This window comes from Pseudoduganella plicata, from assembly GCF_004421005.1.
Taxonomy (GTDB): Bacteria; Pseudomonadota; Gammaproteobacteria; order Burkholderiales; family Burkholderiaceae_D; genus Rugamonas; species Rugamonas plicata.
Map to the genome: position 1 here is coordinate 2,325,724 of NZ_CP038026.1, position 24,888 is coordinate 2,350,611.

General features: G+C 63.7%; 24 protein-coding genes. 6 read left to right on the top strand and 18 right to left on the bottom strand.

What is annotated here, in order from left to right:
• The first annotated feature begins 201 nt into the window (after positions 1 to 201).
• Positions 202 to 2,556: a TonB-dependent receptor plug domain-containing protein gene (locus E1742_RS10255; protein WP_206076745.1), complete on the top strand. Its 2,355-nt coding sequence runs from the start codon at positions 202 to 204 to the stop codon at positions 2,554 to 2,556.
• A gap of 47 nt (positions 2,557 to 2,603) precedes the next feature.
• Here E1742_RS10255 and E1742_RS10260 read toward each other — a convergent pair whose 3' ends face one another.
• The 8 genes from E1742_RS10260 to E1742_RS10295 form a co-directional block, all read right to left on the bottom strand.
• The gene (locus E1742_RS10260) at positions 2,604 to 3,536 is read right to left on the bottom strand and encodes a CysB family HTH-type transcriptional regulator (RefSeq protein ID WP_134384781.1); all 933 of its coding nucleotides are present in this window, start codon (positions 3,534 to 3,536) and stop codon (positions 2,604 to 2,606) included.
• A complete protein-coding gene (locus tag E1742_RS10265) occupies positions 3,533 to 4,609 on the bottom strand; it encodes a sulfate/molybdate ABC transporter ATP-binding protein (RefSeq protein WP_134384782.1) in 1,077 nt (358 codons plus the stop codon). The genes E1742_RS10260 and E1742_RS10265 overlap by 4 nt, the downstream gene beginning before the upstream one ends.
• A gap of 12 nt (positions 4,610 to 4,621) precedes the next feature.
• Positions 4,622 to 5,497 (bottom strand): sulfate ABC transporter permease subunit CysW, encoded by an 876-nt coding sequence (cysW, locus tag E1742_RS10270; RefSeq protein ID WP_134384783.1) that lies wholly within the window; start codon positions 5,495 to 5,497, stop codon positions 4,622 to 4,624.
• 2 nt (positions 5,498 to 5,499) lie between these two features.
• A complete protein-coding gene (gene cysT / locus E1742_RS10275) occupies positions 5,500 to 6,381 on the bottom strand; it encodes a sulfate ABC transporter permease subunit CysT (protein ID WP_166793459.1) in 882 nt (293 codons plus the stop codon).
• Positions 6,382 to 6,622: 241 nt separating this feature from the next.
• Positions 6,623 to 7,261: a peroxiredoxin gene (locus E1742_RS10280; RefSeq protein WP_134384784.1), complete on the bottom strand. Its 639-nt coding sequence runs from the start codon at positions 7,259 to 7,261 to the stop codon at positions 6,623 to 6,625.
• Between the two features lie 35 nt (positions 7,262 to 7,296).
• A complete protein-coding gene (locus tag E1742_RS10285) occupies positions 7,297 to 7,851 on the bottom strand; it encodes an RBBP9/YdeN family alpha/beta hydrolase (protein ID WP_134384785.1) in 555 nt (184 codons plus the stop codon).
• Between the two features lie 7 nt (positions 7,852 to 7,858).
• A complete protein-coding gene (locus E1742_RS10290; RefSeq protein ID WP_134384786.1) occupies positions 7,859 to 8,854 on the bottom strand; it encodes a sulfate ABC transporter substrate-binding protein in 996 nt (331 codons plus the stop codon).
• Between the two features lie 111 nt (positions 8,855 to 8,965).
• Positions 8,966 to 9,349: a diacylglycerol kinase gene (locus tag E1742_RS10295; RefSeq protein WP_134384787.1), complete on the bottom strand. Its 384-nt coding sequence runs from the start codon at positions 9,347 to 9,349 to the stop codon at positions 8,966 to 8,968.
• Between the two features lie 111 nt (positions 9,350 to 9,460).
• Between E1742_RS10295 and E1742_RS10300 the strand changes: the two genes are divergently transcribed.
• Positions 9,461 to 10,237 (top strand): IclR family transcriptional regulator, encoded by a 777-nt coding sequence (locus E1742_RS10300; protein ID WP_134384788.1) that lies wholly within the window; start codon positions 9,461 to 9,463, stop codon positions 10,235 to 10,237.
• Positions 10,238 to 10,286: 49 nt separating this feature from the next.
• On the opposite strand, the gene E1742_RS10305 is transcribed toward E1742_RS10300, so the two are convergent.
• The 3 genes from E1742_RS10305 to E1742_RS10315 form a co-directional block, all read right to left on the bottom strand.
• Positions 10,287 to 11,471 carry a serine hydrolase gene (locus tag E1742_RS10305; protein WP_134384789.1) on the bottom strand — a complete coding sequence of 395 codons (1,185 nt, stop codon included), beginning with the start codon at positions 11,469 to 11,471 and terminating at the stop codon, positions 10,287 to 10,289.
• Positions 11,472 to 11,790: 319 nt separating this feature from the next.
• Positions 11,791 to 12,483 carry a nitroreductase gene (locus E1742_RS10310; protein ID WP_134384790.1) on the bottom strand — a complete coding sequence of 231 codons (693 nt, stop codon included), beginning with the start codon at positions 12,481 to 12,483 and terminating at the stop codon, positions 11,791 to 11,793.
• A gap of 19 nt (positions 12,484 to 12,502) precedes the next feature.
• Positions 12,503 to 13,411 (bottom strand): DMT family transporter, encoded by a 909-nt coding sequence (locus E1742_RS10315; RefSeq protein ID WP_134384791.1) that lies wholly within the window; start codon positions 13,409 to 13,411, stop codon positions 12,503 to 12,505.
• A gap of 413 nt (positions 13,412 to 13,824) precedes the next feature.
• On the opposite strand from E1742_RS10315, the gene E1742_RS10320 reads away from it, so the two are divergent.
• The 3 genes from E1742_RS10320 to E1742_RS10330 all read left to right on the top strand — a co-directional run bounded on the left by E1742_RS10320 (position 13,825) and on the right by E1742_RS10330 (position 16,169).
• Entirely contained in the window at positions 13,825 to 14,394 is a 570-nt protein-coding gene (locus E1742_RS10320; RefSeq protein WP_134384792.1) for a phasin family protein, read from the top strand.
• Positions 14,395 to 14,562: 168 nt separating this feature from the next.
• On the top strand, positions 14,563 to 15,204 hold the full coding sequence (locus E1742_RS10325; protein ID WP_134384793.1) for a helix-turn-helix transcriptional regulator: 642 nt from the start codon (positions 14,563 to 14,565) through the stop codon (positions 15,202 to 15,204).
• Positions 15,201 to 16,169, top strand: coding sequence for a threo-3-hydroxy-L-aspartate ammonia-lyase (locus E1742_RS10330; RefSeq protein ID WP_134384794.1), 969 nt, complete (start codon positions 15,201 to 15,203; stop codon positions 16,167 to 16,169). The genes E1742_RS10325 and E1742_RS10330 overlap by 4 nt, the downstream gene beginning before the upstream one ends.
• A 72-nt stretch (positions 16,170 to 16,241) precedes the next feature.
• On the opposite strand, the gene E1742_RS10335 is transcribed toward E1742_RS10330, so the two are convergent.
• The 6 genes from E1742_RS10335 to E1742_RS10360 all read right to left on the bottom strand — a co-directional run bounded on the left by E1742_RS10335 (position 16,242) and on the right by E1742_RS10360 (position 21,608).
• Positions 16,242 to 16,973 (bottom strand): ABC transporter ATP-binding protein, encoded by a 732-nt coding sequence (locus E1742_RS10335; protein WP_134384795.1) that lies wholly within the window; start codon positions 16,971 to 16,973, stop codon positions 16,242 to 16,244.
• Complete coding sequence (locus E1742_RS10340; protein WP_134384796.1) at positions 16,973 to 17,740, bottom strand: ABC transporter ATP-binding protein; 768 nt, start codon at positions 17,738 to 17,740, stop codon at positions 16,973 to 16,975. Before E1742_RS10340 ends, E1742_RS10335 begins: the two co-directional genes overlap by 1 nt.
• 8 nt (positions 17,741 to 17,748) lie before the next feature.
• Complete coding sequence (locus tag E1742_RS10345) at positions 17,749 to 18,966, bottom strand: ABC transporter permease subunit (protein WP_134384797.1); 1,218 nt, start codon at positions 18,964 to 18,966, stop codon at positions 17,749 to 17,751.
• A gap of 10 nt (positions 18,967 to 18,976) precedes the next feature.
• Positions 18,977 to 19,906 carry a branched-chain amino acid ABC transporter permease gene (locus E1742_RS10350; RefSeq protein WP_134384798.1) on the bottom strand — a complete coding sequence of 310 codons (930 nt, stop codon included), beginning with the start codon at positions 19,904 to 19,906 and terminating at the stop codon, positions 18,977 to 18,979.
• 329 nt (positions 19,907 to 20,235) lie between these two features.
• A complete protein-coding gene (ispH, locus tag E1742_RS10355; protein ID WP_189568433.1) occupies positions 20,236 to 21,162 on the bottom strand; it encodes a 4-hydroxy-3-methylbut-2-enyl diphosphate reductase in 927 nt (308 codons plus the stop codon).
• Positions 21,163 to 21,164: 2 nt separating this feature from the next.
• Positions 21,165 to 21,608 (bottom strand): FKBP-type peptidyl-prolyl cis-trans isomerase, encoded by a 444-nt coding sequence (locus E1742_RS10360; RefSeq protein WP_134384800.1) that lies wholly within the window; start codon positions 21,606 to 21,608, stop codon positions 21,165 to 21,167.
• A 166-nt stretch (positions 21,609 to 21,774) separates the two neighbouring features.
• On the opposite strand from E1742_RS10360, the gene radC reads away from it, so the two are divergent.
• The gene (gene radC / locus E1742_RS10365; RefSeq protein ID WP_134384801.1) at positions 21,775 to 22,449 is read left to right on the top strand and encodes a RadC family protein; all 675 of its coding nucleotides are present in this window, start codon (positions 21,775 to 21,777) and stop codon (positions 22,447 to 22,449) included.
• 66 nt (positions 22,450 to 22,515) lie between these two features.
• On the opposite strand, the gene E1742_RS10370 is transcribed toward radC, so the two are convergent.
• The gene (locus E1742_RS10370; protein WP_229466687.1) at positions 22,516 to 24,537 is read right to left on the bottom strand and encodes an LTA synthase family protein; all 2,022 of its coding nucleotides are present in this window, start codon (positions 24,535 to 24,537) and stop codon (positions 22,516 to 22,518) included.
• Positions 24,538 to 24,888: the final 351 nt, after the last annotated feature.

The following is a 24,888-nucleotide window of genomic DNA, read 5'->3' on the forward strand; positions in this document are numbered from 1 at the left end:
CGGTGCCAGGCTCCGGTTTGATCGACGCCGCGCGGAAACCGGTGACAGGCTCCAGTTTTCCGCTCGTGGAAACAGGAGCCTGTCACCGGTTTTTCTGGTAACTCATCTATATACGAAATATTCATAAGCAAAGCGCGTAGCAATCGTTCGTGCGCGGGTGGCGGGGCCTTAAGATAGCGGCATCGATAACCTTTTCCGCTAATGATGAGCACACGCCACAAGAATTCCCTCCTCGTCTTCTCGCTGATCGCCGCCGCCACGGGGCCTGCCGTTGCGCAGGAAATGCCGGCCGCCGGCGACATGCAGACCGTCGTGGTCACCGGCACCTACGCTAAAAACCGCCGCAGCGCCGATTCCGAGTCGCCCATCGACATCATCGGCGCCAAGGAGCTGCAGGCCACCGGATCGGCCGAGCTGGCTTCCGTTCTCGCGCGCGTGCTGCCGTCGATGAACTTCCCGCGCCCGTCCGGCGCCGATGCGTCCGATGCCGTGCGTCCCGCGCAGTTGCGCGGCCTGGCGCCGGACCAGGTGCTGGTGCTCGTCAACGGCAAGCGCCGCCACACGTCCGCCGTCATCAACGTCAACGGCACGTCCGGCCGCGGTTCCGCGCCGGTCGACCTGAACGCGATTCCGCTGGCCGCCATCGACCATATCGAAGTGCTGCGCGATGGCGCGTCCGCGCAATACGGGTCAGACGCCATCGCCGGCGTCGTCAACATCATCCTGAAAAAGGGACCGAAGGGTGGTGAAGTCGAAGTGGGTTACGGCGAGTACCAGGAAGGCGACGGCACACAGAAGACGATCAAGGCATCCGGCGGCTTCGCGCTGGGCGATAAAGGCTGGCTGCGCCTGGCGGCGGAAGCGGCCGACCGCGATCCGACCAACCGCGCCGGCGCCGATTTCCGCGATCCGAAGGAACCGCTGTACGGCCAGGTCACGCAGCGCTACGGCGACTCGGACACCAAGCCGCGCAACGTGATGTTCAATGCGCAGTACCAGGTAGGCGAGAACACGGACCTGTACGCGTTCGGCCAGTACGGCAGGCGCGACACGGAGGCGGCGGCCACGTGGCGCACATCCACGCGCTCGCCCCTGTTCCCGCAAGGCTTCCTGCCGTTGCAGAACAGCGAATCGACCGATGCGTCGCTGGTGGCGGGCCTGAAGGGTGACTTCGGCGGCTGGCGCTGGGATGCCAGCGTGGACTACGGCCGCAACAGCTTCTGGCTCGACAGCGACAACACGGCCAACGCGGACCTGCTCGCGCAAAGCCCGACGCACTTCCACCTCGGGAAGCTGACCAATACGCAGTCGGTCGCGAACTTCGACCTGGCGCGCGAGATTCCGGTCGCGGTCTTCAGCGGTCCGCTGACGGTGGCGACGGGTATCGAAATCCGGCACGAGGAATACGAGATCGGCGCCGGCGACGAGGCGTCGTACTTCGGCGGCGGCGCGCAGGGCTTTGCCGGCTTCCGTCCCGTCAACGCGGGCAAGAACAGCCGCAGCAACCAGTCGGCCTACGTCAACCTGGAAGCGCAGGTGACGCCGAAGCTTTCCGCCGCCCTGGCAACGCGCTACGAACACTACACGGACTTCGGCAGCACGACGTCGGCAAAGGCTTCGGCACGTTACGCCTTCAACGACAAGGTCTCGCTGCGCGGCACGGCCTCCTCCGGCTTCCGCGCACCGTCGCTGGCGCAGCAGTTCTACACGATCACGACCACCAATTTCTCCGTCATCAACGGTGTCAACACGCCGATCGAGACGGGCACGTTTGCCGTCAACAGCGCGGCCGCGCGCGCCATCGGCGCGACGCCGCTGAAGGCGGAAAAGGCGCGCAACTACAGCATCGGCCTGCAGCTCTCGCCGACGCGCAACTTCAACACCAGCGTGGACGTCTACCGCATCTTCGTGGACGACCGCATCGCGCTGTCGGCCAACATGACGCTGCCGCCAACGCTGCGCAACGCACTGGCCGCGCAGGGCGTGCAGGTTGGCGCGGGCCGCTACTTCACCAACGCCATCGACACGAAGACGACGGGCGTGGACGTCGTCAGCACGTATCGTCTGGACCTCCAGAACCGCGACCGCATCGACTTCACGGCCGCGTACAACCACAACAAGAACGAAGTGGAAAACGTGGCCGCCAACCCGGCGCTGCTGACCGCGAACAACCTGCTGCTGATCGACCGCCAGACAGTGCTGCGTACCACGGTCGGTTCGCCGAAAGACAAGCTCAGTCTCGGCGTGGATTACACCACAAGCGTATGGAACGCCCACGCGCAGGCGACGCAGTACGGCAAGTTCACGGTCCCGCAAAACAACCCGGCCTACGACCAGACGTACGGCCGCCAGTGGGTGCTGGACGTTTCGGGCAGCATCAAGCTGGCGCAGAACTGGCGCATCACCGCCGGCATCGACAACCTGACGGACAGCTACCCGGACAAGACCACGTCGGCCAACAACCTGAACGTGGCCGGCATCTACCCCTACAGCATCTGGTCGCCGGCCGGGTTCAATGGACGCTACTACTATGCCAAGGTGGCGTACAGCTGGTAAGCCTGCAAGAAAAAAGGAAAAAACCGGTGACAGGCACCGGTTTTTTTCTATGCCGCCTCGGCCCCCAGCAACGCCTGTTCGATATCGCCGCGTTTGAGCTCCGGCGCGAACTGCGCGATGAACTCGTACGCATAGGTGCGCAGGTAGGCGCCGCGGCGCACGGCGAGGCGCGTGGTGTTCGACGCGAACAGGTGCGACGCTTCGATCGCGCGCAGGCCCTGGTCGCGGCCATGGTCGAACGCCATCGAGGCAACCAGGCCCACGCCCAGGCCCAGCGCGACGTACTGCTTGATGACGTCCGAATCCATCGCCGTCAGCACGATGTCGGGACGCACGCCCGCCTTGTCGAACGCGTCGTCGATATGGCCACGGCCCGTGAAGCCCACGTCGTACGTAATCAGCGGGAACTCGGCCAGGTCTTCCAGCCGTACCGGCGTGCGCTGCAGCAGCGGGTGCCCTTCCGGTACGACGATCAGGTGGCTCCAGCGATAGCACGGGAACGATACGAGGTCGGGGAACTGCGACAGGCCCTCGGTGGCGATGCCGATATCGGCCTTGCCCGACAGGACCCACTCGGCGATGTGTTCCGGCGCGCTTTGCTGCAGGGCGATGCGCACGTCCGGGAACGCCGTGCGGAAGTGCTGCACGGCGCGCGGCAACGCATAGCGTGCCTGCGTGTGCGTGGCCGCCACCGTCAGCGTGCCGGTGCTTTTTCCCTTGTATTCGAGGCTGGCCTGCTGCAGGTTCTCCGCCTCGATCAGCAGCCTGTCGATGATTTTCAGGATGCCCTTGCCGGGCTCCGTCAGGCCCGTCAGGCGCTTGCCGTTGCGTTCGAAAATGACGACGCCCAGTTCATCTTCCAGTTCGCGGATCTGGCGGCTCACACCGGGCTGCGACGTAAACAGCGCATTGGCCACTTCCGTCAGGTTGTAGTTGCGGCGCGCGGCCTCGCGGATGGAACGCAGCTGCTGGAAATTCATATCGCGGCTCCTTCGTCGACAAACACGTGCAGGCGTTTTGGCCGCACCACCAGCGTCTCGCCCTCCTTCAGATCCAGGTGGCGGAAGCGGTCATTGGAAATGGTCGCTTCGATGATCTGGGCGTTGTCGGCGCGTTCCAGGTCCAGCTGGGCCAGCGGGCCGATCGCGTGCGCGCGGCGCAGCTTGACGACGATGCCCTCGGCGCCCTGCGCATAGCGGTCGATCTCCAGGTCGTGCGGCCGCACGTAAGCCGTGCCCTTGCCGTCCTGGACGCCGCGATGCTGGTCTGGCACGTCGAACTGCACGCCTTCGCTGGCCAGCACGCCGTCATGCACGCGGCCATGGAAGACGTTGACGTTGCCGAGGAAGCCGTAGACAAACGGCGACGCGGGATGGTTGTACACCTCGTCCGGGGCACCCAGCTGCTCGACACGGCCCTTGTTCATCAGGACCACCTGGTCGGCCACTTCCAGCGCTTCTTCCTGGTCGTGCGTGACGAAGATCGACGTCACGTGCAGGTCGTCGTGCAGGCGGCGCAGCCAGCGGCGCAGTTCCTTGCGCACCTTCGCGTCAAGGGCGCCGAACGGCTCGTCGAGCAGCAGCACGCGCGGCTCGACGGCCAGCGCGCGCGCCAGTGCGATCCGCTGGCGCTGGCCGCCCGAGAGCTGCGGCGGATGGCGGTCCGCCAGCCAGTCCAGCTGGACCAGTTCCAGCAGGTCTTTCACCTTGCGGCGGATCTGGTCTTCGGACGGGCGCTCGGCGCGCGGCTTCACGCGCAGGCCGAAGGCGACGTTCTCGAACACCGTCATGTGCTTGAACAGCGCGTAGTGCTGGAACACGAAGCCCACCTGGCGCTCGCGCACGTGGCGTGCCGACGCGTCCTCGCCATCGAGCAGCACCTGGCCCGAATCCGGGTGCTCCAGGCCGGCGATGCAGCGCAAGAGCGTCGTCTTGCCGCAGCCCGATGGGCCCAGCAATGCCGTCAGCTCGCCCGCCGGGAAGTCCAGCGATACGTTGTTCAGCGCGGTGAAGTCGCCGAAACGCTTGTTGATGTTCTTGACTGCGATCGTCATGTCTTGCTCCGCTCAGTGTTCAGTGCTGTCGTCGGCACGGCTTTCGTGCAGGCGCCATTCGATAAAGGACTTCAATGCCAGCGTGACCAGTGCCAGCAGCGCCAGCAGCGAAGCGACGGCAAAGGCGGCCACGAAGTTGTACTCGTTGTAGAGGATCTCGACCTGCAGCGGCATCGTGTTGGTCTCGCCGCGGATATGGCCCGACACCACCGAGACGGCGCCGAATTCGCCCATGGCGCGGGCGTTACACAGGATCACGCCATACAGCAGGCCCCATTTGATGTTCGGCAGCGTGACGCGGAAGAACGTCTGCCAGCCCGACGCACCGAGCACCACGGCAGCTTCCTCTTCCTCGCTGCCCTGTGCCTGCATCAGCGGGATCAGTTCGCGCGCGACGAAGGGGAACGTGATGAAGATCGTGGCCAGCACGATGCCGGGCACGGCGAACAGGATCTTGATGTCGCGCGCCATCAGCCATTCGCCGAACCAGCCCTGCGCGCCAAACAGCAGCACGTAGATCAGGCCCGAGATCACAGGCGACACGGAGAACGGCAGGTCGATCAATGTCAGCAGCAGGCTCTTGCCGCGGAATTCGAATTTCGCCACGGCCCACGATGCGGCCACGCCGAACACGAGGTTCAGCGGCACGGCAATGCCGGCCGCGATCAGTGTCAGCTTGATGGCCGAGATGGCGTCTTCGTCGACGATGGCCTCGACGTACGTCTGCCAGCCCTTGCGCAGCGCTTCGGTGAAGACGGCAACGAGCGGCACGAACAGGAACAGCGTGAGGAATGCCAGCGCGACGGCCAGCAGCACCCAGCGTACCCACGCGGGTTCGAGGACGTCCGAGACGGTGGGCAATTCGCCGCGGCGAGAGGATGTGCTCATAATTATTTCCCCGACTTGCCGCGCGCCCAGGCCTGCAGCAGGTTAATTGTCAACAGCATGAGGAACGAGACGACCAGCATGACGACGGCAATGGCCGTGGCACCCGCGTAGTCGTACTGCTCCAGCTTCGTGATGATGAACAGCGGCGTGATCTCGGAGACCATCGGCATGTTCCCGGCAATGAAGATGACGGAGCCGTATTCGCCGGTGGCGCGGGCGAAGGCCAGCGCGAAACCCGTCATCAGCGACGGCATGATGGTCGGGAAAACCACCTTGACGAACGTCTGCAGCGACGAGGCGCCCAGCGACGCGGCGGCTTCCTCCAGCTCGCGCTCCGCGTCCTCCAGCACGGGCTGCACGGTGCGCACGACGAACGGCAGGCCGATAAAGGTCAGCGCCAGCACGACGCCCAGGGGCGTGAACGCGACCTTGATGCCCAGCGTGCCTTCGATGAAGGTGCCGAGCCAGCCGTTGGACGAATACAGGGCGGTCAGCGTGATGCCGGCAACAGCCGTCGGCAGCGCGAACGGCAGGTCGACCAGCGCGTCGACGAAGCGCTTGCCGGGAAAGCGGTAACGCACCAGCACCCACGCGACGATGCCGCCAAAAATAACGTTGATGAAGGCAGCAATCAGCGAGGCGCCGAACGTCAGCCGGTACGATGCCATCACGCGTTCGGACGTGACGGCGCTCCAGAACGCCTCCCACGTCATCGTGAACGTCTTGAGGAAGACGGCGGACAACGGGATCAGGACGATCAGCGTCAGGTAGAAAATCGTGAAGCCCAGCGAGAGCTTAAAGCCCGGCATGACGCGGTACGGCGCCCTGCTCTTCGTCGCGGCTTGGATCGGCACCGGCTGTGCGGCCGGCAGGACTGCGGACATGGTGGCCCCTCTTATTACATTTTCGGATAATGAGGCCGAATAATCGCAGAGGAGCGTAATAACCCAAACTACGCTTTTGTCATTTGCTTAGATGCCAGATGGGATATGAAAGCAAAGACCGGGAGCAACCCCGATGACAAAACCGGTGACAGGCTCCTGTTTTCGCATGGCGAAAACAGGAGCCTGTCACCGGTTTTTTGAAACAGGGGTCTGTACCGGGTTTTGCCCGGGCGTCAGCCCATTACTTGTTTGGCTGGGGCGTCAGGCGCAGGTACGGTTTCGGGGCCGTGAAGCCTTTCGGGTACTTCTGCTGGATGACTTCCGGATCCTGTACCGTCAGCGGGATGATGACGTCGTCGCCGTCCTTCCAGTTGCCCGGCGTGGCGACCGTATGCTTGTCGGTCAGCTGCAGGGCGTCGATGACGCGCAGGATTTCGTCGAAGTTGCGGCCCGTGGTCAAAGGGTAGGTGATCTGCAGGCGGATCTTCCTGGCCGGGTCGATGACGAACAGCGAGCGCACCGTGGCGGTGGCGGACTGCTCCGGGTGGATCATGTCGTACAGCGTGGCGACCTTGCGGTCCGCGTCGGCGACGATGGGGAAGCCGACCACCGTCTTCTGGGTTTCCTCGATGTCCTTGATCCACTCGGTGTGCGAGTCGGCAGTGTCGACCGACAGCGCGATCGCCTTGACGTTGCGCTTGTCGAATTCAGGCTTGAGTTTCGCCGTCAGGCCCAGTTCCGTCGTGCAGACGGGCGTGAAGTCGGCCGGGTGGGAGAACAGCACCACCCAGGAATCGCCGGCCCACTCATGGAATTTGAGACGGCCGATGCTGGAGTCCTGTTCGAAATCGGGGGCGGTATCGCCAAGGCGTAGCGTCATGTAAGTCTCCGGAAAAAAGTGATCTTGAAAGTTCGTCAATAAGCGGACAGTGCATTGTGCGCCCGTTCGGCCAGCGCTTGCAACTGCTGCTGGCCGTACAGCCAGTCGCCCAGGCCGGATTCGGCATTGATATGGCCCAGCTCTCCGGCCTCGATGAAGGTGCTGCCCCAGCGTTCGGCCCAGCCGCGCGCCCGCTCCAGCGTCATCCACGGGTCGTTGGCACTGGCGATCATGATCGACGGGCACGGCAGCGCTCCGTGCGGCAGCAGGTCGGCCACGCCGAACTTGTCCGGGTCCGCCGGTGCCACCAGCAGCAGGCCGGCGACGTGCCCCGGATCGCGCGCCACACTGCGCACGGCAGCCAGGCAGCCGAAGCTGTGCGCGACGATCAAGGTGGGCCGCCGCTCGGCTTGGCGGGCCGCATCCACGCGGCCGCTCCAGGCAGGCAGATCGGGCTCGCTCCAGTCGCGCTGCTCCACGCGCTGGAACGACGGGTACAGGCGCTGCCAGCGGCTTTGCCAATGGTCTGGCCCGCTGCCATGCAGTCCGGGCGCCACGAGGACGCGGTATGGCGCAAGCGTCGGCATCATGCGTCCGTTATTTCTGGTAGATCTGGTCGAACACGCCGCCGTCGGCGAAGTGGGTTTTCTGCGCGCGCGCCCAGTCGCCCGCCACGTCGCCCAGCGTGAACAGTTTCACGTTGGGGAACTGCGCCGCATACTTCTTGGCTTCCTTTTCCACCGTCGGGCGGTAATAGTTCTTCGCGATCAGCTCCTGCGCCGCATCCGTGTACAGGAAGTTCAGGTACGCCTCGGCCACCTTGCGGGTGCCGCGCCGGTCGACGACCTTGTCGACGACCGACACCGGCGGCTCGGCCAGGATGGAGACGGACGGCGCCACGATCTGCACCTTGTCCGGGCCCAGTTCCTTGATGGCCAGCAGCGCTTCGTTCTCCCACGCGATCAGCACGTCGCCGATGCCGCGCTCGACAAACGTCGTGGTGGCGCCGCGCGCGCCGGAATCGAGCACCGGCACGTTCTTGTACAGTTTTTTCAGGTATTCGCGCGCTGCGGCGTCGCTGCCGCCCGGCTGGCGCAGCGCGTAGCCATACGCCGCCAGATGATTCCAGCGGGCGCCGCCGGACGTTTTCGGATTCGGTGTGATGACCTGGATGCCTGGCTTGACGAGGTCCCCCCAGTCCTTGATGCCCTTCGGGTTGCCCTTGCGGACGAGGAACACGATCGTCGACGTGTATGGCGCGGCATTCTTGCCCAGGCGCTTCTGCCAGGCCTTGTTGACCAGGCCGCGCTCGGCAATGGCGTCGATATCGTAGGCCAGCGCAAGGGTGACGACATCCGCTTCCAGGCCGTCAATGACAGCGCGGCCCTGCTTGCCCGAGCCACCATGGGACTGCTTGATCTTGACGTTGTCACCCGTCCTGGCTTTCCAGTCCTTGGCAAAGGCTTCGTTGACGTCCTGGTACAGCTCGCGCGTCGGGTCGTACGACACGTTGAGCAGGCTGATGTCGGCCGCCTGCGCGGTCAGGGACAGCGCGAGCGCGGCGGCAACAGCGGTGATTTTTTTGGACAGCATGAGCAACCCCTTTATGTTCGGACATCGCAGCGTACCCGCCGGCCTTATAAAAGAGAACTAATGTTTAGTTTCATCCATATACCTCATACTTATATAGATGCACCAAACGACTCAATAAAACCGATTGAAGAGCACGACAAGCCAGGTGGCACCAGCCAGCAGGCAACTCAGCAGCACGGCGGCGCTGCCGAAGTCCTTCGCGTTCTTCGACAGCGGATGGCGTTCCAGCGAAATGCGGTCCACGACCGCCTCGATGGCCGAATTGATGAGCTCGACAATGAGCACGAGGGCCAGCACCCCCATCAATGCCAGCTTCTGGAATGGCGACACGGGCAGCGCCAGCGCGACGACGGCGCCGGCAACGAACAGCATCAGCTCCTGGCGAAAAGCGTGTTCATGACGCCACGCGGATTTGAGCCCGTCCACCGAATAGAAAAAAGCCGACAGGATGCGCTTGGCGCCACTCTTGCTCTTGAATTCACTGACAGGTTCCATGGGGCATCGCTTCGTTAAAGTGCGCCATTATAGCGCCCGTCCCCTGGCGCCGAATTCCCATTTTTTTCACATCATGGTATAAAGAGGCCGTCGGATACCGCACTGCACAATATGAAAATCGAAACCCTCCCGGAACAGAAGACCACCATTCAGGTCATCGAACGCATGGTCGCCCTGCTCGATGCACTGGCAAAATATCCCGATCCGGTCAGCCTGAAAGAATTGTCGAAGGTATCGGGCCTGCATCCGTCCACGGCCCACCGTATCCTGAACGACATGGTGCTGACGCGCTTCGTCGACCGTATCGAACCCGGCACCTACCGCCTGGGCATGCGCCTGCTGGAGCTGGGCAACGTGGTGAAGAGCCGGCTGTCGGTGCGCGAAGCGGCGCTGGAGTTCATGCGCTCGCTGCACAAGAAAACGCAGCAGACGATCAACCTGTCCGTACGCCAGGGCGACGAGATCGTCTACATCGACCGCGCGTTTTCCGAGCGCTCCGGCATGCAGGTCGTGCGCGCCATTGGCGGGCGCGGCCCGCTGCACCTGACGTCGACCGGCAAGCTGTTCCTGTCCGTGGACGAGCCGAAGGCCATCCGCGCGTATGCCACCCGCACGGGCCTGGCGGGCCACAACAAGAATTCGATTACCGACCTGGCGAAACTGGAACGGGAGCTGTCGCTGGTGCGGTCGCGCGGCTATGCGCGCGACAACGAGGAGCTGGAACTGGGGGTGCGCTGCATGGCTGCCGGCATCCGCGACGACAGCGGCAAGCTCGTCGCGGGGCTGTCGATCTCGGCGCCGGCCGACCGGCTGCAGGAGGAGTGGCTGGAGGATCTGGTCAATACCGCCAACCAGATTTCGGCGACGTTGGGTTATCGGGTGGAATAAGCGCCGGGGTCTGGCGGCCCGCAGGCGGCGCCCCCGGAAGCTTCCGAGGTTACATCCCCGCAGTGGGCCTTGGCGCGGCAATGCTGCTGCCGAAGCCGCCCGAGCCGGCCATCGTCCCCATCGAGCCGCCGGCACCGACATCGGAGAAGCCCGGCGGTTTCAGTGCCGTCAGCCATTTGCGCATGCGCATCGCATCGGCCACGCGGGCGGCCGTGCCCTTCGCATCGAGCAGGACCATGATCACGGCGCGGCCTTCCACAACGGCCTGCATCATCACGCAGCGCCCCGCTTCGTTGATAAAGCCTGTCTTCTGCAGGCCAATTTCCCAGCCCGAGTTCGGCGTCACGAGACCGTTCGTCGTACCGAACTGGACCGGACGGCCGTTGCGCTCGATGATCGCCTTCGGATCGGTCGAGTATTCGCGCAGGATCGGGTGCTCATAGGCAGCCAGAGCCAGCTTGGCAAGGTCACGTGCACTTGCCACGTTCTGCTTCGACAGGCCGCTGGAATCGACATAACGCGTGTCGTTCATGCCCAGCGCGCGGGCCTTCGCATTCATTGCCTCCACAAACGCCGGCAGCCCGCCCGGGTAGTTGCGGCCGAGGGCGGACGCGGCCCGGTTTTCCGAGCTCATCAGCGCGATGTGCAGCATATTGCGGCGCGTCAGGCGGTCGCCCACGTTCAGGCGCGAGCTGGAGAACTTGGCGCGGTCGACGTCGTCTTCCGTCACCGTCAGCACTTCTTCCATATCCTGGTTGGCTTCGACAACGACGAGACCCGTCATCATCTTCGTGATCGAGGCGATCGGCAACGCGACATTGGCGTTCTTTTCAAACAGCACTTCCGAGTTGCTCTGGTCGAGCACCAGCGCCACGTTCGACTTCAGGTCGAGCGGATCGCGCGTCAGGTTCAGGCCGGCCAGGTCGCCCATCGTCGGCCGCGCCACGGCCGCGCTCACATTGGTCATGCGCTGGTAGACGACCTTGCGCTTGCCGCGCTCGGTGACGACCCGGCGCACGATGCGCTCGCGCGGCTCGGCCGAGAACGTGGCGGCACGGCGCGCGCCGGCCTTGGCCGCCTTGGCCTTCCTGGCCGTCACTTTCTTGACCGTGGCTTTCTTGACCGTGACTTTCTTGACACTGGACTTCTTGGCGCTCTGCGCCGCCTCGACGGTGCCGACCGGCACCGAAAGGAACAGCGCCGAGATCAGCGCGCCCACGACAAGTTTAAGCATAATTCATCCCCGCGAAACACGGCAGCTGCGGATCCCTCGAAAACCCGGCTGCTTTGATGAGAGTCCGCACGGTCGGCGCTGAGCGCGGCGATGGCGGAACGACCGGTGCCTTGCGGCCTACCGGGCTGTACGGCGGCGCATGGCGCCAGGCCGCGATTGTCGAGGTCCCAAATATGTGTTGCAGTGTAGCAAAATACGGAGCGTGCGCAACCTGAATTCACATTGTCGCGTTCAAAGTCTGATCAAGGATAAAACACTTTGCCGATTCCTGATGCAAGCGCGCAACGACGTTCTTCCAAAACGCAACACAATGTTAGCGCTATACAAATGTAACGAAACGGTCCAGGGGCTCGCGCTCCGTCACCAGGCTGTTTTCAATTTTTGTCTCATCGGCAACCCCCAGCGCCATCCCGCACACCACCATTTCATTGTCCGGCAATGCCAGCTGCTGCGCAATGATGCGATGGAATTGTGTCCATGCCGCCTGGGGACAGGTGTCCAGCCCGCGGCCGCGCGCTGCGATCATGACATTCTGCAGGAACATGCCGTAATCGAGCCATGACCCCTGCTCCATGACGCGGTCGATCGTGAAAATCAGGCCGACGGGCGCGTCGAAGAAGCGGAAATTGCGCGCATGTTGCGCGGCCATCCCTTCCTTGTTCTCCCGTTGCAGCCCCAGCAGCGCGTACAGGTCCCAGCCCACCTTGCGGCGCCGGTCGATGTACGGCGACTTCCACTCGCGCGGGTAATACACATACTCTTCCTTGTGGCGCGCGTTCTCGGCCGGGTCGAGGTAGGCGGCCGTAACGGCGTCGCACAACCCTTCCCGTGCGGCGCCCGTCAGCACATAAACCTTCCAGGGTTGCGTGTTCGTACCGGAAGGCGCCCGGCGCGCCACTTCGAGGATGGCGGCAATTTCCTCGCGCGGCACCGGCGTGCGCAGGAACGCGCGGATCGAGCGGCGCGACGCGATGGCGGCATCCACCGCCTGCTGTTCGGGTGTCTGGATCATCTGGGCCTTTGTTTAAAAGTCATTTCTTCCTGCCGACGACAAAATACACGCCCAGCACGGCCAGCGCCATGCCGGCAATGCCCAGCGCGCTGAACGCTTCGCCGAACATCAGCCAGGCCATCACGGCCGTGGTGGGCGGTGTCAGGTACAGCAGGCTCGTCACTTGCGTGGCGTCGCTGCGACGGATCAGCGCGAACAGCAGGAAGATCGCGCCGATCGACAACGCCAGTATCGACCACAGCAGCGCGCCGATAAAGCTGGGTGTCCAATCCACGGCAGCGAGTTCCGGCGTCAGCCCTTCGAATGCAATGGCAAAGGGCAACACGACGACACCGGACGCGGCAAACTGGATCACGGTACCGACACGCAGGTCGAACTGCGGACAATAGCGCTTCTGATACAGCGTGCCGGCGGTAATGGAGCACAGCGCGCCGACGCACAGTGCCAGTGCCGGCCAGCTGAGGCCGACCAGGGTCATCTTCGCCGCGACGACAAGCGCCACCCCGGCGATGCCGAACATCAGACCCAGCCATTGCCGCGGCCTGACGCGCTCGCCGACCAGCGGTGCCGCCATCGCCGTCAGGATAGGCTGCATGCCGACGATCAGCGCCGTCAGCCCGGCAGGCGTGCCCAGTTTGATGGCACACCAGACGCCGGCAAGATAACCCGCATGCAGCAGCACACCGGCCACGGCAATATGCAGCACCTTGCCGCTCGGCCATGGCGCACGCAATAACACGATCAGTGGAACAAGGATGACGAGCACGCCGGCAAAGCGCAGCAGCAGGAATGTCAGCGGCGGCGCATAAGGCAGGCCGAATTTGGCGACGATAAAACCCGTGCTCCACAGAAACACAAAGAACAGCGGGACCGGCGACAGGAATGAATGTCCTGCGGACTGTGGCGCGGCAATGGACGAATGGGTCATCGCGGCAGTCTACCATGGGTAAAACGACACGACCGGACGCCCCTGAAAATGCCGTGACGCAATGCAGCACAATGCATCGCAGAAATGATTGCGCTCCCTTGGCAGAAACCCTTGTCGATACCCTTGTGCAACGCACAAAATACGCTTGACTTAAATTTCGTCACCCGTAAAATGAACGATGTTGCGTTGCACAATAGCTGTTCGGACCAGAAACAATTGCCGCGAATAAAAAGTCGTAATAGCGCTGCATCGCCGCAAGGCGGGTGGCAAACAGCAAGTAGTCTGAAACGTAGCTGCAACTTGGCTGCAAACTTCGTTGCAACTTAGCTGCAATTTCCCACAGGAACCGCTGAGAAGCCCCGGCAAATATCGCAAGGGGTCATTCACGTCCACTACTATATTTGGAGAGTCATATGTTTTCGATCCCTGAGCAATTTTCCAATGCGACCAAGGCCAACCTCGAAAGCCAGTACGCTATTTTCTCTGCACTGACGAACAAGGCGTTCGAAGGCGTTGAAAAGCTGGTTGAACTGAACCTGTCCGTTGCCAAGCAGTCGCTGGAAGATTCTTCGGCCGCCGCAAAGCAGCTGTTGTCCGCCAAGGACCCGCAGGAGTTCTTCTCGCTGACCGCCGCGCGCGTCCAGCCGAACGCCGAGAAAGCCATTTCCTACAGCCGCAGCCTGGCATCGATCGCCACCGGCACGACGGCCGAGTTCTCCCGCGCCGCCGAATCGCAGATCCTGGAAACGAACCGCAAGGTGATCTCGCTGGTTGACGAAGTCAGCAAGAACGCACCGGCCGGTACCGAAAACGCCGTGGCCCTGTTCAAGTCCGCCCTGGGCAGCGCGAACGCCGGCTACGAGCAGTTCACCCGCACGGCCAAGCAGGCCAGCGACGCGATCGAAGCCAACGTCAACGCCGCCGTGAGCCAGTTCACCAGCGCCGTGAAATCGGCACCGGCCGCCAACACCGCAGCCGCTTAAGCTTCACGAAGTCATCGCCGGGGGCAGACCCCGGCCATCGCTGTACCAGGTCTCCTCGGCATCCGTGGATCCTCTCAGCGGATGTCCTTCAGGGCCCCGGACACGTCCGGGGCTTTTTTTGCGCCAAAAGTATACAGATTGTCCATTTAGAGATAATCTGTATACATCATGACGACACGCACTGCGGAACAACGACACCTGCTCGAGCAGGTGCAACAGATTGCCGAAGGACTCGGCCGTTCGCTGGCGCCATTCTGCGAGGTCATCGTCAACGACCTGCTCGACGCGGACCGGGCCGTGGTGGCGATCCACAATAACCTGTCCGGTCGCGCCGTGGGCGACCCTGCCACGGAGCTGGGTGTGGCACGCATTGCCGACCCCAGCGTGCCCCAGGTGCTGGCCAACTACCCCAACCGGTTCCCCGACGGGCGCCCGTGCAAGGGCACGTCCATCGGCATCCGCGACAGCCATGGCAATTACGTGGCGGCGCTGTGCCTGAACATGGACCTGACGCCCGTGCACGCCGCCCAGGCGCTGCTGGCGCAGTTCGGCAGTACGAGCGCCCCGGCGGTGTCCGAATCGCTGGCCCCGGCCGGTGCCGCGGCGATCCGCCAGCACATCGACGCGTTCGCGGCCCGCCACGGCACGACGGCCCGCGGGCTGAAGGCCGATGCGCGCCGCGCGCTGCTGCGCGAGCTGAAGGATGCCGGCCTGACCGACCTGCGCCGCGCCATGGAAACCGTGGCCACCCACCTCGGGGTGTCGCGGGCGACCGTCTACAAAGATTTCAACTTCGGAGGAACAGCATGACCGACCTGACCTTGCCCACCTATGACGACGTCGTCGCAGCGGCCGCCCGCATCGCCGGCATCGCCCATCGCACACCCGTGCTGACGTCGCGCACGATCAACGAGGAATTCCGGGCGCAAGTGTATTTCAAGGCTGAAAACCTGCAGCGCACGGGCGCCTTCAAGTTCCGCGGCGCCAGCAATGCGCTGTCGCGCCTGTCGCCCGCACAAAAAGCGGCCGGCGTGGTCGCATTCTCGTCCGGCAACCACGCCCAGGGTATGGCGCTGGCGGCGCGGCTGCTGGGCGTGCCCGCCACGATTGTCATGCCGCATGACGCACCACCGCTGAAGATTGCCGCTACGCGCGGCTATGGCGCCACCGTTGTCTCGTACGACCGCTACACGGAAGACCGCGAACAGATCGGCCGCGATCTGGCGCAACGGCACGGGCTGACGCTGATTCCGCCGTACGATCACTTTGACGTCATCTGCGGCCAGGGCACGGCGGCCAAGGAGCTGTTCGAGGAGGCGTGCGAGCTGGATTACTTCTTTGTCTGCATGGGCGGCGGCGGTCTGTTGTCAGGCTCGGCACTGGCCACGCGGGCGCTGTCGCCGAAGTGCAAGCTGTACGGCGTGGAGCCGGAAGCAGGCAATGACGGCCAGCAGTCGTTCCGCAAGGGCGAGATCGTCCATATCGACACGCCGCAGACCATCGCGGACGGCGCCCAGACGCAGCACCTGGGCCAGCTGACGTTCCCGATCATCCGGCGCGACGTGGACGACATCCTGACGGTCACGGACGCACAACTGGTGGAAGAAATGCGCTTCTATGCGGCGCGCATGAAGATCGTCGTCGAACCGACGGGCTGCCTGAGCCTGGCTGCCGCCCGCCAGATGAAGGACGAGCTGGCCGGCAAGAAGGTCGGCATCCTGATCAGCGGCGGCAACGTCGACATCGAGCGCTACGCCAAGCTGCTCGCGCAGTAAGTAAAAAAAACCGGTGACAGGCTCCGGTTTTCCCGAAAACCGGAGCCTGTCACCGGTTTTTCCGCCGGTTGTTTACTCGCCGAGGTAGGCCGCCTTGACGCGCGGGTCGTGCAGCATGTCGTCGGCGTTGCCCGTCATCGTGATCGCGCCCGAATCCATCACGTAGCCGCGGTGGGCCGCCTGCAGCGCCAGCTTGGCGTTCTGCTCCACCAGCAGGATCGTGATGCCTTCTTTCGACACGTTGCGGATGACTTCGAAGATCTTGTCGACCATGATCGGCGACAGCCCCATCGACGGCTCGTCCAGCAGCAGCAGGTGCGGGTGGCACATCAGCGCGCGCGCCATGGCCAGCATCTGCTGCTCGCCGCCGGACAGCGTGCCGGCCAGCTGGCCGGCACGTTCCTTCAGGCGCGGGAAGATGTCGAACCATTTGGCGATATCGGCGTCGATGCCAGCCTTGTCGTCCCGCGTGTAGGCGCCCATCATCAGGTTTTCCTGGATGGTCATGCGGGTAAAGACGCCCCGCCCTTCCGGCACCATCGCCAGCTTGCGCTCGACGAGGTGGAAGCTCTGCGTGCCCTTCAGCGACTGCCCCAGGTACGAGATCGTTCCCTCGACCTTGCACGCCGGCAGCGTGCCGGTGATCGCCTTCAACGTGGTCGTCTTGCCGGCGCCGTTAGCGCCGATCAGCGTGACCAGTTCGCCCTCGTTGACCTCCAGGTCGATGCCCTTGACGGCCTTGATGCCGCCATAGGCCACCTTCAGTCCGGAAATCCTGAGGACATTGTTTGCTGCATTGACCATCAGTGCGACCCTCCCAGATAGGCGTCGATGACAGCCTGATTGCTTTGTATTTCATGCGGCAGCCCTTCGGCGATCCGCTTGCCGTACTCCAGCACCGTGATGCGGTCGCACAGGCCCATCATCAGCTTGACGTCGTGCTCGATCAGCAGCACCGTCTTGCCTTCGTTCTTGATCTTCACCAGCAGCTCGCGCAGCGCCAGCTTTTCGGTGGCGTTCATGCCGGCCGCCGGTTCGTCCAGCGCCAGCAGTTGCGGGTCGGTCGCCAGCGCGCGGGCGATTTCCAGCCGGCGCTGGTCGCCGTACGACAGGTATCTGGACGTGCGGCTGGCAAACTGGCCGATGCCGACAAAGTCCAGCAGCTCCTGCGCACGCCGGCGGATCGACGCCTCTTCGTCGCGCGCCGCCTTGTGGCGGAAGATGGCACCGAACACGCCCTGGTGCGAGCGCACGTGTCGCCCGACCATGACGTTTTCCAGCGCCGTCATCTCGCCGAACAGGCGGATGTTCTGGAACGTGCGGGCAATGCCCGCCTTGGCTACCGTGTGCGGGGCCGATGGCGAATACGGCTTGCCGGCCAGTTCGAACGTGCCCGTATCGGGCTGGTACAAGCCCGTGATGACGTTGAAGAACGTGGTCTTGCCGGCCCCGTTCGGGCCGATCAGGCCGTAGATCTGGCCCCGTTCGATCTTGATGCCGACATCGGTCAGCGCCTGCAGGCCGCCAAACCGCTTGTTGACGCCCTGGATATTCAGAATGACTTCGTTCATACGTTTCCTCAGGCGGGCACGACGCCGGACGATTGATCTTTGGTGTCGGAATCGGCATCGGGCCGGTCCTCGTGCTTCGGCGACGGCCACAGGCCGGCCGGACGCGTCAGCATGATCAGCACCATCGCCAGGCCGTACAGCAACTGGCGCAGCACTTCGGCTTCGATCAGGATCTTGCCGAACAGCTGCTGCTGCAGTGGCTCCACCACATGACGCAGCACCTCCGGCAATGCCGCCAGCAGCGCACCGCCCAGCACGACGCCGGGGATGTGGCCGATACCGCCCAGCACCACCATCGCCAGCACGGCAATCGATTCCGTCAGCGAGAACGATTCCGGCGAGACGAAGCCCTGGAACGACGCGAACATCGCCCCGGCCACGCCGCCGAACGACGCGCCCATGGAAAACGCCAGCAGCTTGACGTTGCGGGTGTTGATGCCCATCGCCTTGGCGGCGATCTCGTCCTCGCGGATCGCCACCCAGGCACGGCCCAGGCGCGAATGCTGCAGGCGCGACGTCATGAAGATCGTGGCGATCGTCAGCAGCAGGAACAGGAAATAGTAGGCGTTCACGGACGGGATCGAGAACGAGCCCACCTGCACCATCGCGCCCGAGCCGGCGGCGCCGGCCAGGTCGACACCGAACACCTTGATCGGATCGATCAGGTTGATGCCCTGCGGGCCGTTGGTGATGTTGATCGGGTCGTTCAGGTTGTTCATGAAGATGCGGATGATCTCGCCGAAGCCCAGCGTGACGATGGCAAGGTAGTCGCCGCGCAGCTTCAGGGTCGGTGCACCGAGGATCGCGCCGAACATGGCAGCCAGCAGCGCGGCCAATGGCACGATGAACCAGACGGACAGGTGAATGCCGTTGGTGCGGATATCCTCGCCCAGCACGGCCGCCAGCGCTTCGCCGGTGCCCGGATGCAGGTTGATCAGCGACTCCAGCAATGCGGCGAACTGGGGCGAAGCCAGCAGGCCCGTCAGGTAGGCGCCCAGCGCGTAGAAGGCGATGTAGCCCAGGTCCAGCAGGCCGGCAAAGCCGACCACGACGTTCAGGCCCAGCGCCAGCATGATGTACAGCAGCGCCAGGTCGGCGATGCGGACCCAGGAGTTGCCGTAGTTCTGCGCCAGGAACGGGAAGGCGATCATGACGACCAGCAGCAATGCGATGCTGGTCCACGCTTTTTGCGGATTCTTGCTCGTATCGAAATTCAGCAGTGCCATGGTGTTCCCCTTAAGCGCGGTCGGCCACGCGCTCGCCCATGATGCCGGACGGGCGTACCGTCAGCACCAGGATCAGCACGATGAATGCGAAGATGTCCTGGTAGTGGCTGCCCAGGAAGCCGTTCGTGAAGTCGCCGATGTAGCCGGCGCCCAGGCTTTCGATGATGCCGAGGACGATGCCGCCGATCATGGCCCCGTAGATATTGCCGATGCCGCCCAGGACCGCGGCGCAGAACGCCTTCAGGCCGGGGATCGTGCCCATGGCAAACTGGATCGACGCATAGTTGGCGCCCCACATGACGCCGGCCACGGCCGCCAGCGCGGCGCCGATGGCGAACGTGTAGACAATGACGCGGTTCGAATCGACGCCCATCAGGCCCGCCACGCGCGGATTTTCCGCGACGGCACGCATGGCGCGGCCCATCTTGGTGCGCTCGACCAGCAGCACCAGCCCGCCCATCGACAGCGCGGCAAGCGCCAGCAGCAGGATCTGCGTGATGCTGATGACGGCGCCGCCGACGGCGATCGGCTCGGTGGACAGCAGCTGCGGGAATGGCAGCGGGTTGCGGCCCCAGATCATCATGGCGAACGTTTGCAGCAGGATCGACATGCCGATGGCCGTGATCAGCGGCGCCAGCCGGGGCGCATTGCGCAGGCGGCGGTAGGCGATGCGTTCGATCAGCACGTTGACGATCATGCAGCAGGGAATGGCGCCGACAATGGCGATCAGCAGTTGCAGGCCGCCGGACATTTCAGGGAAATGCGCGCCGAGGATGTTCAGGATCGTCAGGCCGATCATGGCGCCGATCATCAGCACGTCGCCGTGGGCGAAGTTGATCAGGTTCAGCACGCCATACACCATCGTGTAGCCCAGTGCGACCAGCGCATACATGCTGCCCAGCACCAGCCCATTGATAATTTGTTGGATAAAAGTATCCATCGTGAGATTGCCCCTTCAGTGCGCGGCCATGGAGAAATCGTGTTGTCCCATACCCTGCCGCTGCGTAATAAAAACGGCACCCGGGAGGTGTCCCGCGTGCCGCCGTGTTCCGCCCTGTTCAACAATGCATTGAGCATCGCATCCTGAACGATCCTGGTCCCGCCCGCAGTGCAGAAAAGCGGTCGGAATGGCAATTTTTCCAAGCGTTCGCAATGATAGCGATTCTTAACGAAAACTAACTGTGGAAAAATCGGGACAATTCTAAATTAAATTCTGGCGACAAGTGGCTTTCTCATCAATAGTGATCGGGAAGTGTTGTATGAATGTCGTTACGCCAGACCTTTCGGCAGCGGGAACGTGACGTTTTCTTCCACACCTTCCAGGGGCCGCACGCTCTTGACACCGAGTTCCTTGAGCCGGTTGATCACGGCCTGTACCAGCACTTCCGGTGCCGACGCGCCTGCGGTCACGCCAACGCGCCGGAAACCGTCCAGCCACGTGGGGTCGATCTGCTCGGCGCGGTCGACCATGTAGGCAGGGGTGCCCATCTTCTGCGCCACTTCGCGCAGACGGTTCGAGTTCGAGCTGTTCGGGCTGCCGACGACGATCACCACTTCCACCTGCGGCGCCATGAACTTCACCGCTTCCTGGCGGTTCGTCGTGGCGTAGCAGATGTCGCCCTTCTTTGGTTCCTGGATATTCGGGAAGCGGGCCTTCAGGGCAGCAATGATCTCCGCCGTGTCGTCCACCGACAGCGTGGTCTGCGACACGTACGCCAGATGGTCGGGATTGGCCACGTTCAGCGTGGCGACATCCTCGACCGTCTCGACGAGGTGCATGCCCTCTTCCGCCTGGCCCATCGTGCCTTCCACTTCCGGGTGGCCGTCGTGGCCGATCATGACGATCTCGTAGCCGGTCTTGCGCATTTTCGCCACTTCTACATGGACCTTCGTCACCAGAGGGCACGTGGCGTCGAAGATCGACAGGCCGCGCGACTCCGCTTCGGCCCGCACGGCCTTGGAGACGCCGTGCGCGGAAAACACCAGCGTGTTGCCGGCCGGGACGTCGTCTAGATCCTCGATAAAGATGGCGCCCTTGGCGCGCAGATCGGCGACGACGTAGGCGTTGTGGACGATTTCATGCCGCACATAGATGGGCGCGCCGAATTGCGTCAGCGCCCGCTCGACGATTTCAATGGCGCGGTCGACGCCGGCGCAAAAGCCGCGCGGCTGGGCCAGCAGGAGTTCTTTGTCCATGATTACAACACCGAGATGAGGTTTACTTCGAACCGGACCGGCTGGCCGGCCAGCGGGTGGTTAAAGTCGAAAAGGGCGGAATCGTCGTTCAGCTCGCGCAGGATGCCGGCAAAGCGGCCGCCGCCGGGCGCCGCGAAGTCGACCAGGTCGCCCACCTTGTAGTCGGCACCGGGCACGGAATTCTCGTCCAGCGTGGCGCGCGAGACGGGCCGGATCAGCTCGGGATTGCGAGGGCCGAAGGCCACGCCCGGCGCCAGGTCGAACGTCTTGTGGGTGCCTTCAGGCAGGCCGATCAGCAATTCCTCCAGCACCGGCGCCAGCTGGCCCTGTCCCAGCATCAAGGTGGCCGGGTTGCCGTTGAACGTGGTGACGATGTCGGTGCCCTCCAGGGTGGCCAGACGGTAATGCAGGGTAAGGTAAGCGGAAGCGGTGACGACGTTGGACATGGCGATTCTTTGAACGGGCAAAGCGTTATTGTATGCCAGCTTGGGTTCGGGCTGTTCGCCAGGCGCCGCTGACCGTGGGGCATTTCCGGCCCCGGGTACGGAGCTGTATCAGAACGTCGTGCCGCCGGGCTGCCGATAATGACTCCTCACCGGCTAAGGAGGCACCATGGCGATCTCGGACTGGCCCGAACAGCAGCGCCCGCGCGAGCGGCTGATCCGCGACGGCGCAGGGGCGCTGTCGGATGCGGAGCTGCTGGCCGTGTTCCTGCGCGTGGGCGTGCGCGGCAAGAACGCCGTCGAACTGGCCGGCGACATGCTGCGCCACTTCGGTTCGCTGCAGGCGCTGTTTGCCGCCAGCCTGACGGAATTTACAGCCATTCCGGGCCTGGGCAGCGCCAAGTTCGCGCAGCTGAACGCCGTGCTGGAGCTGGCGCGGCGGGCGATCACGGAACAGTTGCGCGCCGGCGAAGCGTTCGGCTCACCGCAGGCCGTCAAGGAATACCTGCGCCTGGCACTGGTCGGCCAGCCCTATGAATCGTTTCATGTGTTGTTCCTGGACGTCAGGAACCGGCTGATCGAGGCGCGCGAGATGTTTCGGGGCACCCTGACGCACACCAGCGTCTACCCGCGCGAAGTCGTGCGCGAGGCGCTGGCCTATAACGCGGCCAGCGTGATGCTGGCGCACAACCACCCGTCCGGCGTCCCCGATCCCAGCGAATCGGACCTGCTGTTGACGCGCACGCTGGTGCAGGCGCTGGCCCTGGTCGATATCCGCATCCTCGACCATTTCGTCGTTGCCGGGCACCGCGTGCATTCGTTTGCGGAGCATGGGCAGATATGATCCAGCAGACTGTTTCGGCGTTCTGGGGCCAGGCCCGGCGGGTCTGACCCCAGCCGTCCTCAAGCGCTATGGCTTTGTGATGCGATAACGCTGCTCGCGGTACAGCATCGACGGCAACATCACGTGCGCCATTGCCCGCTCCACCTGCGCCTTGTCCGGCGGCGTGCTCAGGAGCTCAAGGCGGCCACTGGCCGCATCGTACTTGCCCGCCAGCGGTCCGTGATCCGGCTGCAGGATCGTCGCGCCCGTGTCGTCCAGCCACGTGAAGTTGTTATCGAACTGCAGCAGCGCACGGCCCGGAGTCGTGCTGTCGCGCACGAAGTCGCGGCCGATCATCGGGTGCTCGCTGGAGACGCCCAGCAGCGACAGGAGCGTCGGCCCCAGGTCGATCTGGCTGGCGATCGGCTTGATGGTTTTTGGTTGGATGTCCGCGCCCAGGATCAGGCCCGGGATATGGAATTTGTGGATCGGCACCAGACTGTCGCCATAGACGCGGTTGTCGTGGTCGGCCACGATCAGGAATACCGTGTCCTTCCAGTAGGCCTCCTGCTTGGCCGCGCGGATGAATTTGCCCAGCGCGAAATCGGCATACTTGACGGCGTTATTGACGGTCTGCTTCGGCTGCTCGTGCAGCGCGATCTTCCCGTCGGGGAACTCGAATGGCTCGTGGTTCGACGAGCTGAAGATCAGCGTGAAGAACGGCTTGTTGCCCGCGTGCAGCGTTTTCAGGCGCTCCAGCGACTTGTCGAACAGGTCCTCGTCGGACGCGCCCCAGCTGCCTTCGAACTTGGGCTTCATGTCGCTGCGGTCCGTCACCTTCTGGAAGCCGTTGCCCGTGAAGAACTGGCGCATATTGTCGAAGTGGGCTTCGCCGCCATACACGAACTCGGTGTGATAGCCCTGCTGGCCCAGGCCCAATGCCAGGGTGTAGAAATTCTGCTGCGCCAGCGACAGTTTGACGACGCTGCGCGCCGGCGTGGGCGCATAGCCGGCAATGACGGCCTCGATGCCCCGCACGGACCGGGTGCCGGTGGCATACAGCTGCTCGAACCACCAGCCCTCGCCTTTCAGCTTTTCCAGCTCCGGCGTGACGGCCAGGCCGCCCAGCGACTTGACGAACGTCGCGCCCAGGCTTTCCTCCAGCACGATGACGAGGTTTTTCGGCCGCTCGCGGGCGATGGCGGCCTGCTGGCGGTGCAGTGTCGGCAGCTCCGGCGACCTAAACTGGTAGTCCTTCAGCCACGGGGCGGCGCGGACCTGTGCCAGCACCTGCTCGCGCGGCATCTCGCCATAGATCTCGGACGAGCGCGCTTCCTTGCGCATCGACGTCAGCGCGTCCAGCACGGACCAGGGCGAATTGATGATGACGGAATTGACCATGGCATCGCCCGTCAGCGCAAACAGCGCCGGGTTGGCGGGGCGGTGATCGGTCGTCGAGCGGATCTGGATGGCGACGATTAGCACGGCCAGCGGCCAGGTCAGCAGGATCTTGCGGGTGGACCAGGCCGGCGCGGCCGGGGCGCTTTTCAGGACGCGCCAGAACGTCACGCCCAGCAGGATCGTCAGCCCAAAGCCCAGCAGGACGGTTGTGCGGTAGCCGTTCCACAACGTTGCCGCCACTTCGCGGGGATAGACGAGATATTCGATGAACAGCCGGTTCGGCCGCACGTCGTACTGCAGGATGAAGCGTGGCGTGGCCAGCTCCAGGAACACGAGGACGATCAACGCCAGCGTGGCCCAGAACACGTTGACGCCCCGCCATGCCCGCGCCGCCCCCTGGCCACGGGAAAACGGTGCGAAGAACGGCACCAGCAGCAGCGGGAGAGCGAGGAAATAGCCCAGCAGGATCAGGTCGGCACGGACGCCCTGCACCAGAATGTCACCCACGATCCCCGTGGCGGCGACGCGCTGCCACTGCCACCCGATCAGGCCGATGCGCGACAGCGACAGGATCAGCATACCCAGCACCAGCATTTGCAACAGCGTGGCGTAAGGCCCGGCCCACCGTGTCACCTGCGCGAGGCGGGCCGCGCCACACGTCAAAACCTGTCCTGCTGCCGCTGTTACTGCCTTTGCTGACTTCGTCATGGAGATTTCAAAAGGAAGGAATCGGATGGCTGCCGCCGCAACGGCCGATAAAGCCGGATGAGCATGCCGGACGGCTTTATACAACAGGCCGTTGTAACCCGGCGTTAGGTGTGCGTAAAGAATTTGTTAACCGGGGTTAAGCGGAGGTGACGCGCCGACACTTTTTCGTGGACTCAGTGCAACAGACGCCAGTCCAACCGGGCAGCCACGACCCGGCACGCTGTGCCGCCGGGTTTGGCCCGTGTCCCCCCGGCGTCAGATGGAACGGTTGCAGCCGACGGTTTTCCGTTAGATATCAAGGACTTCCCGTAACTCAACGGCAAACGTTAAATATTACAACGGCGTCGAGAC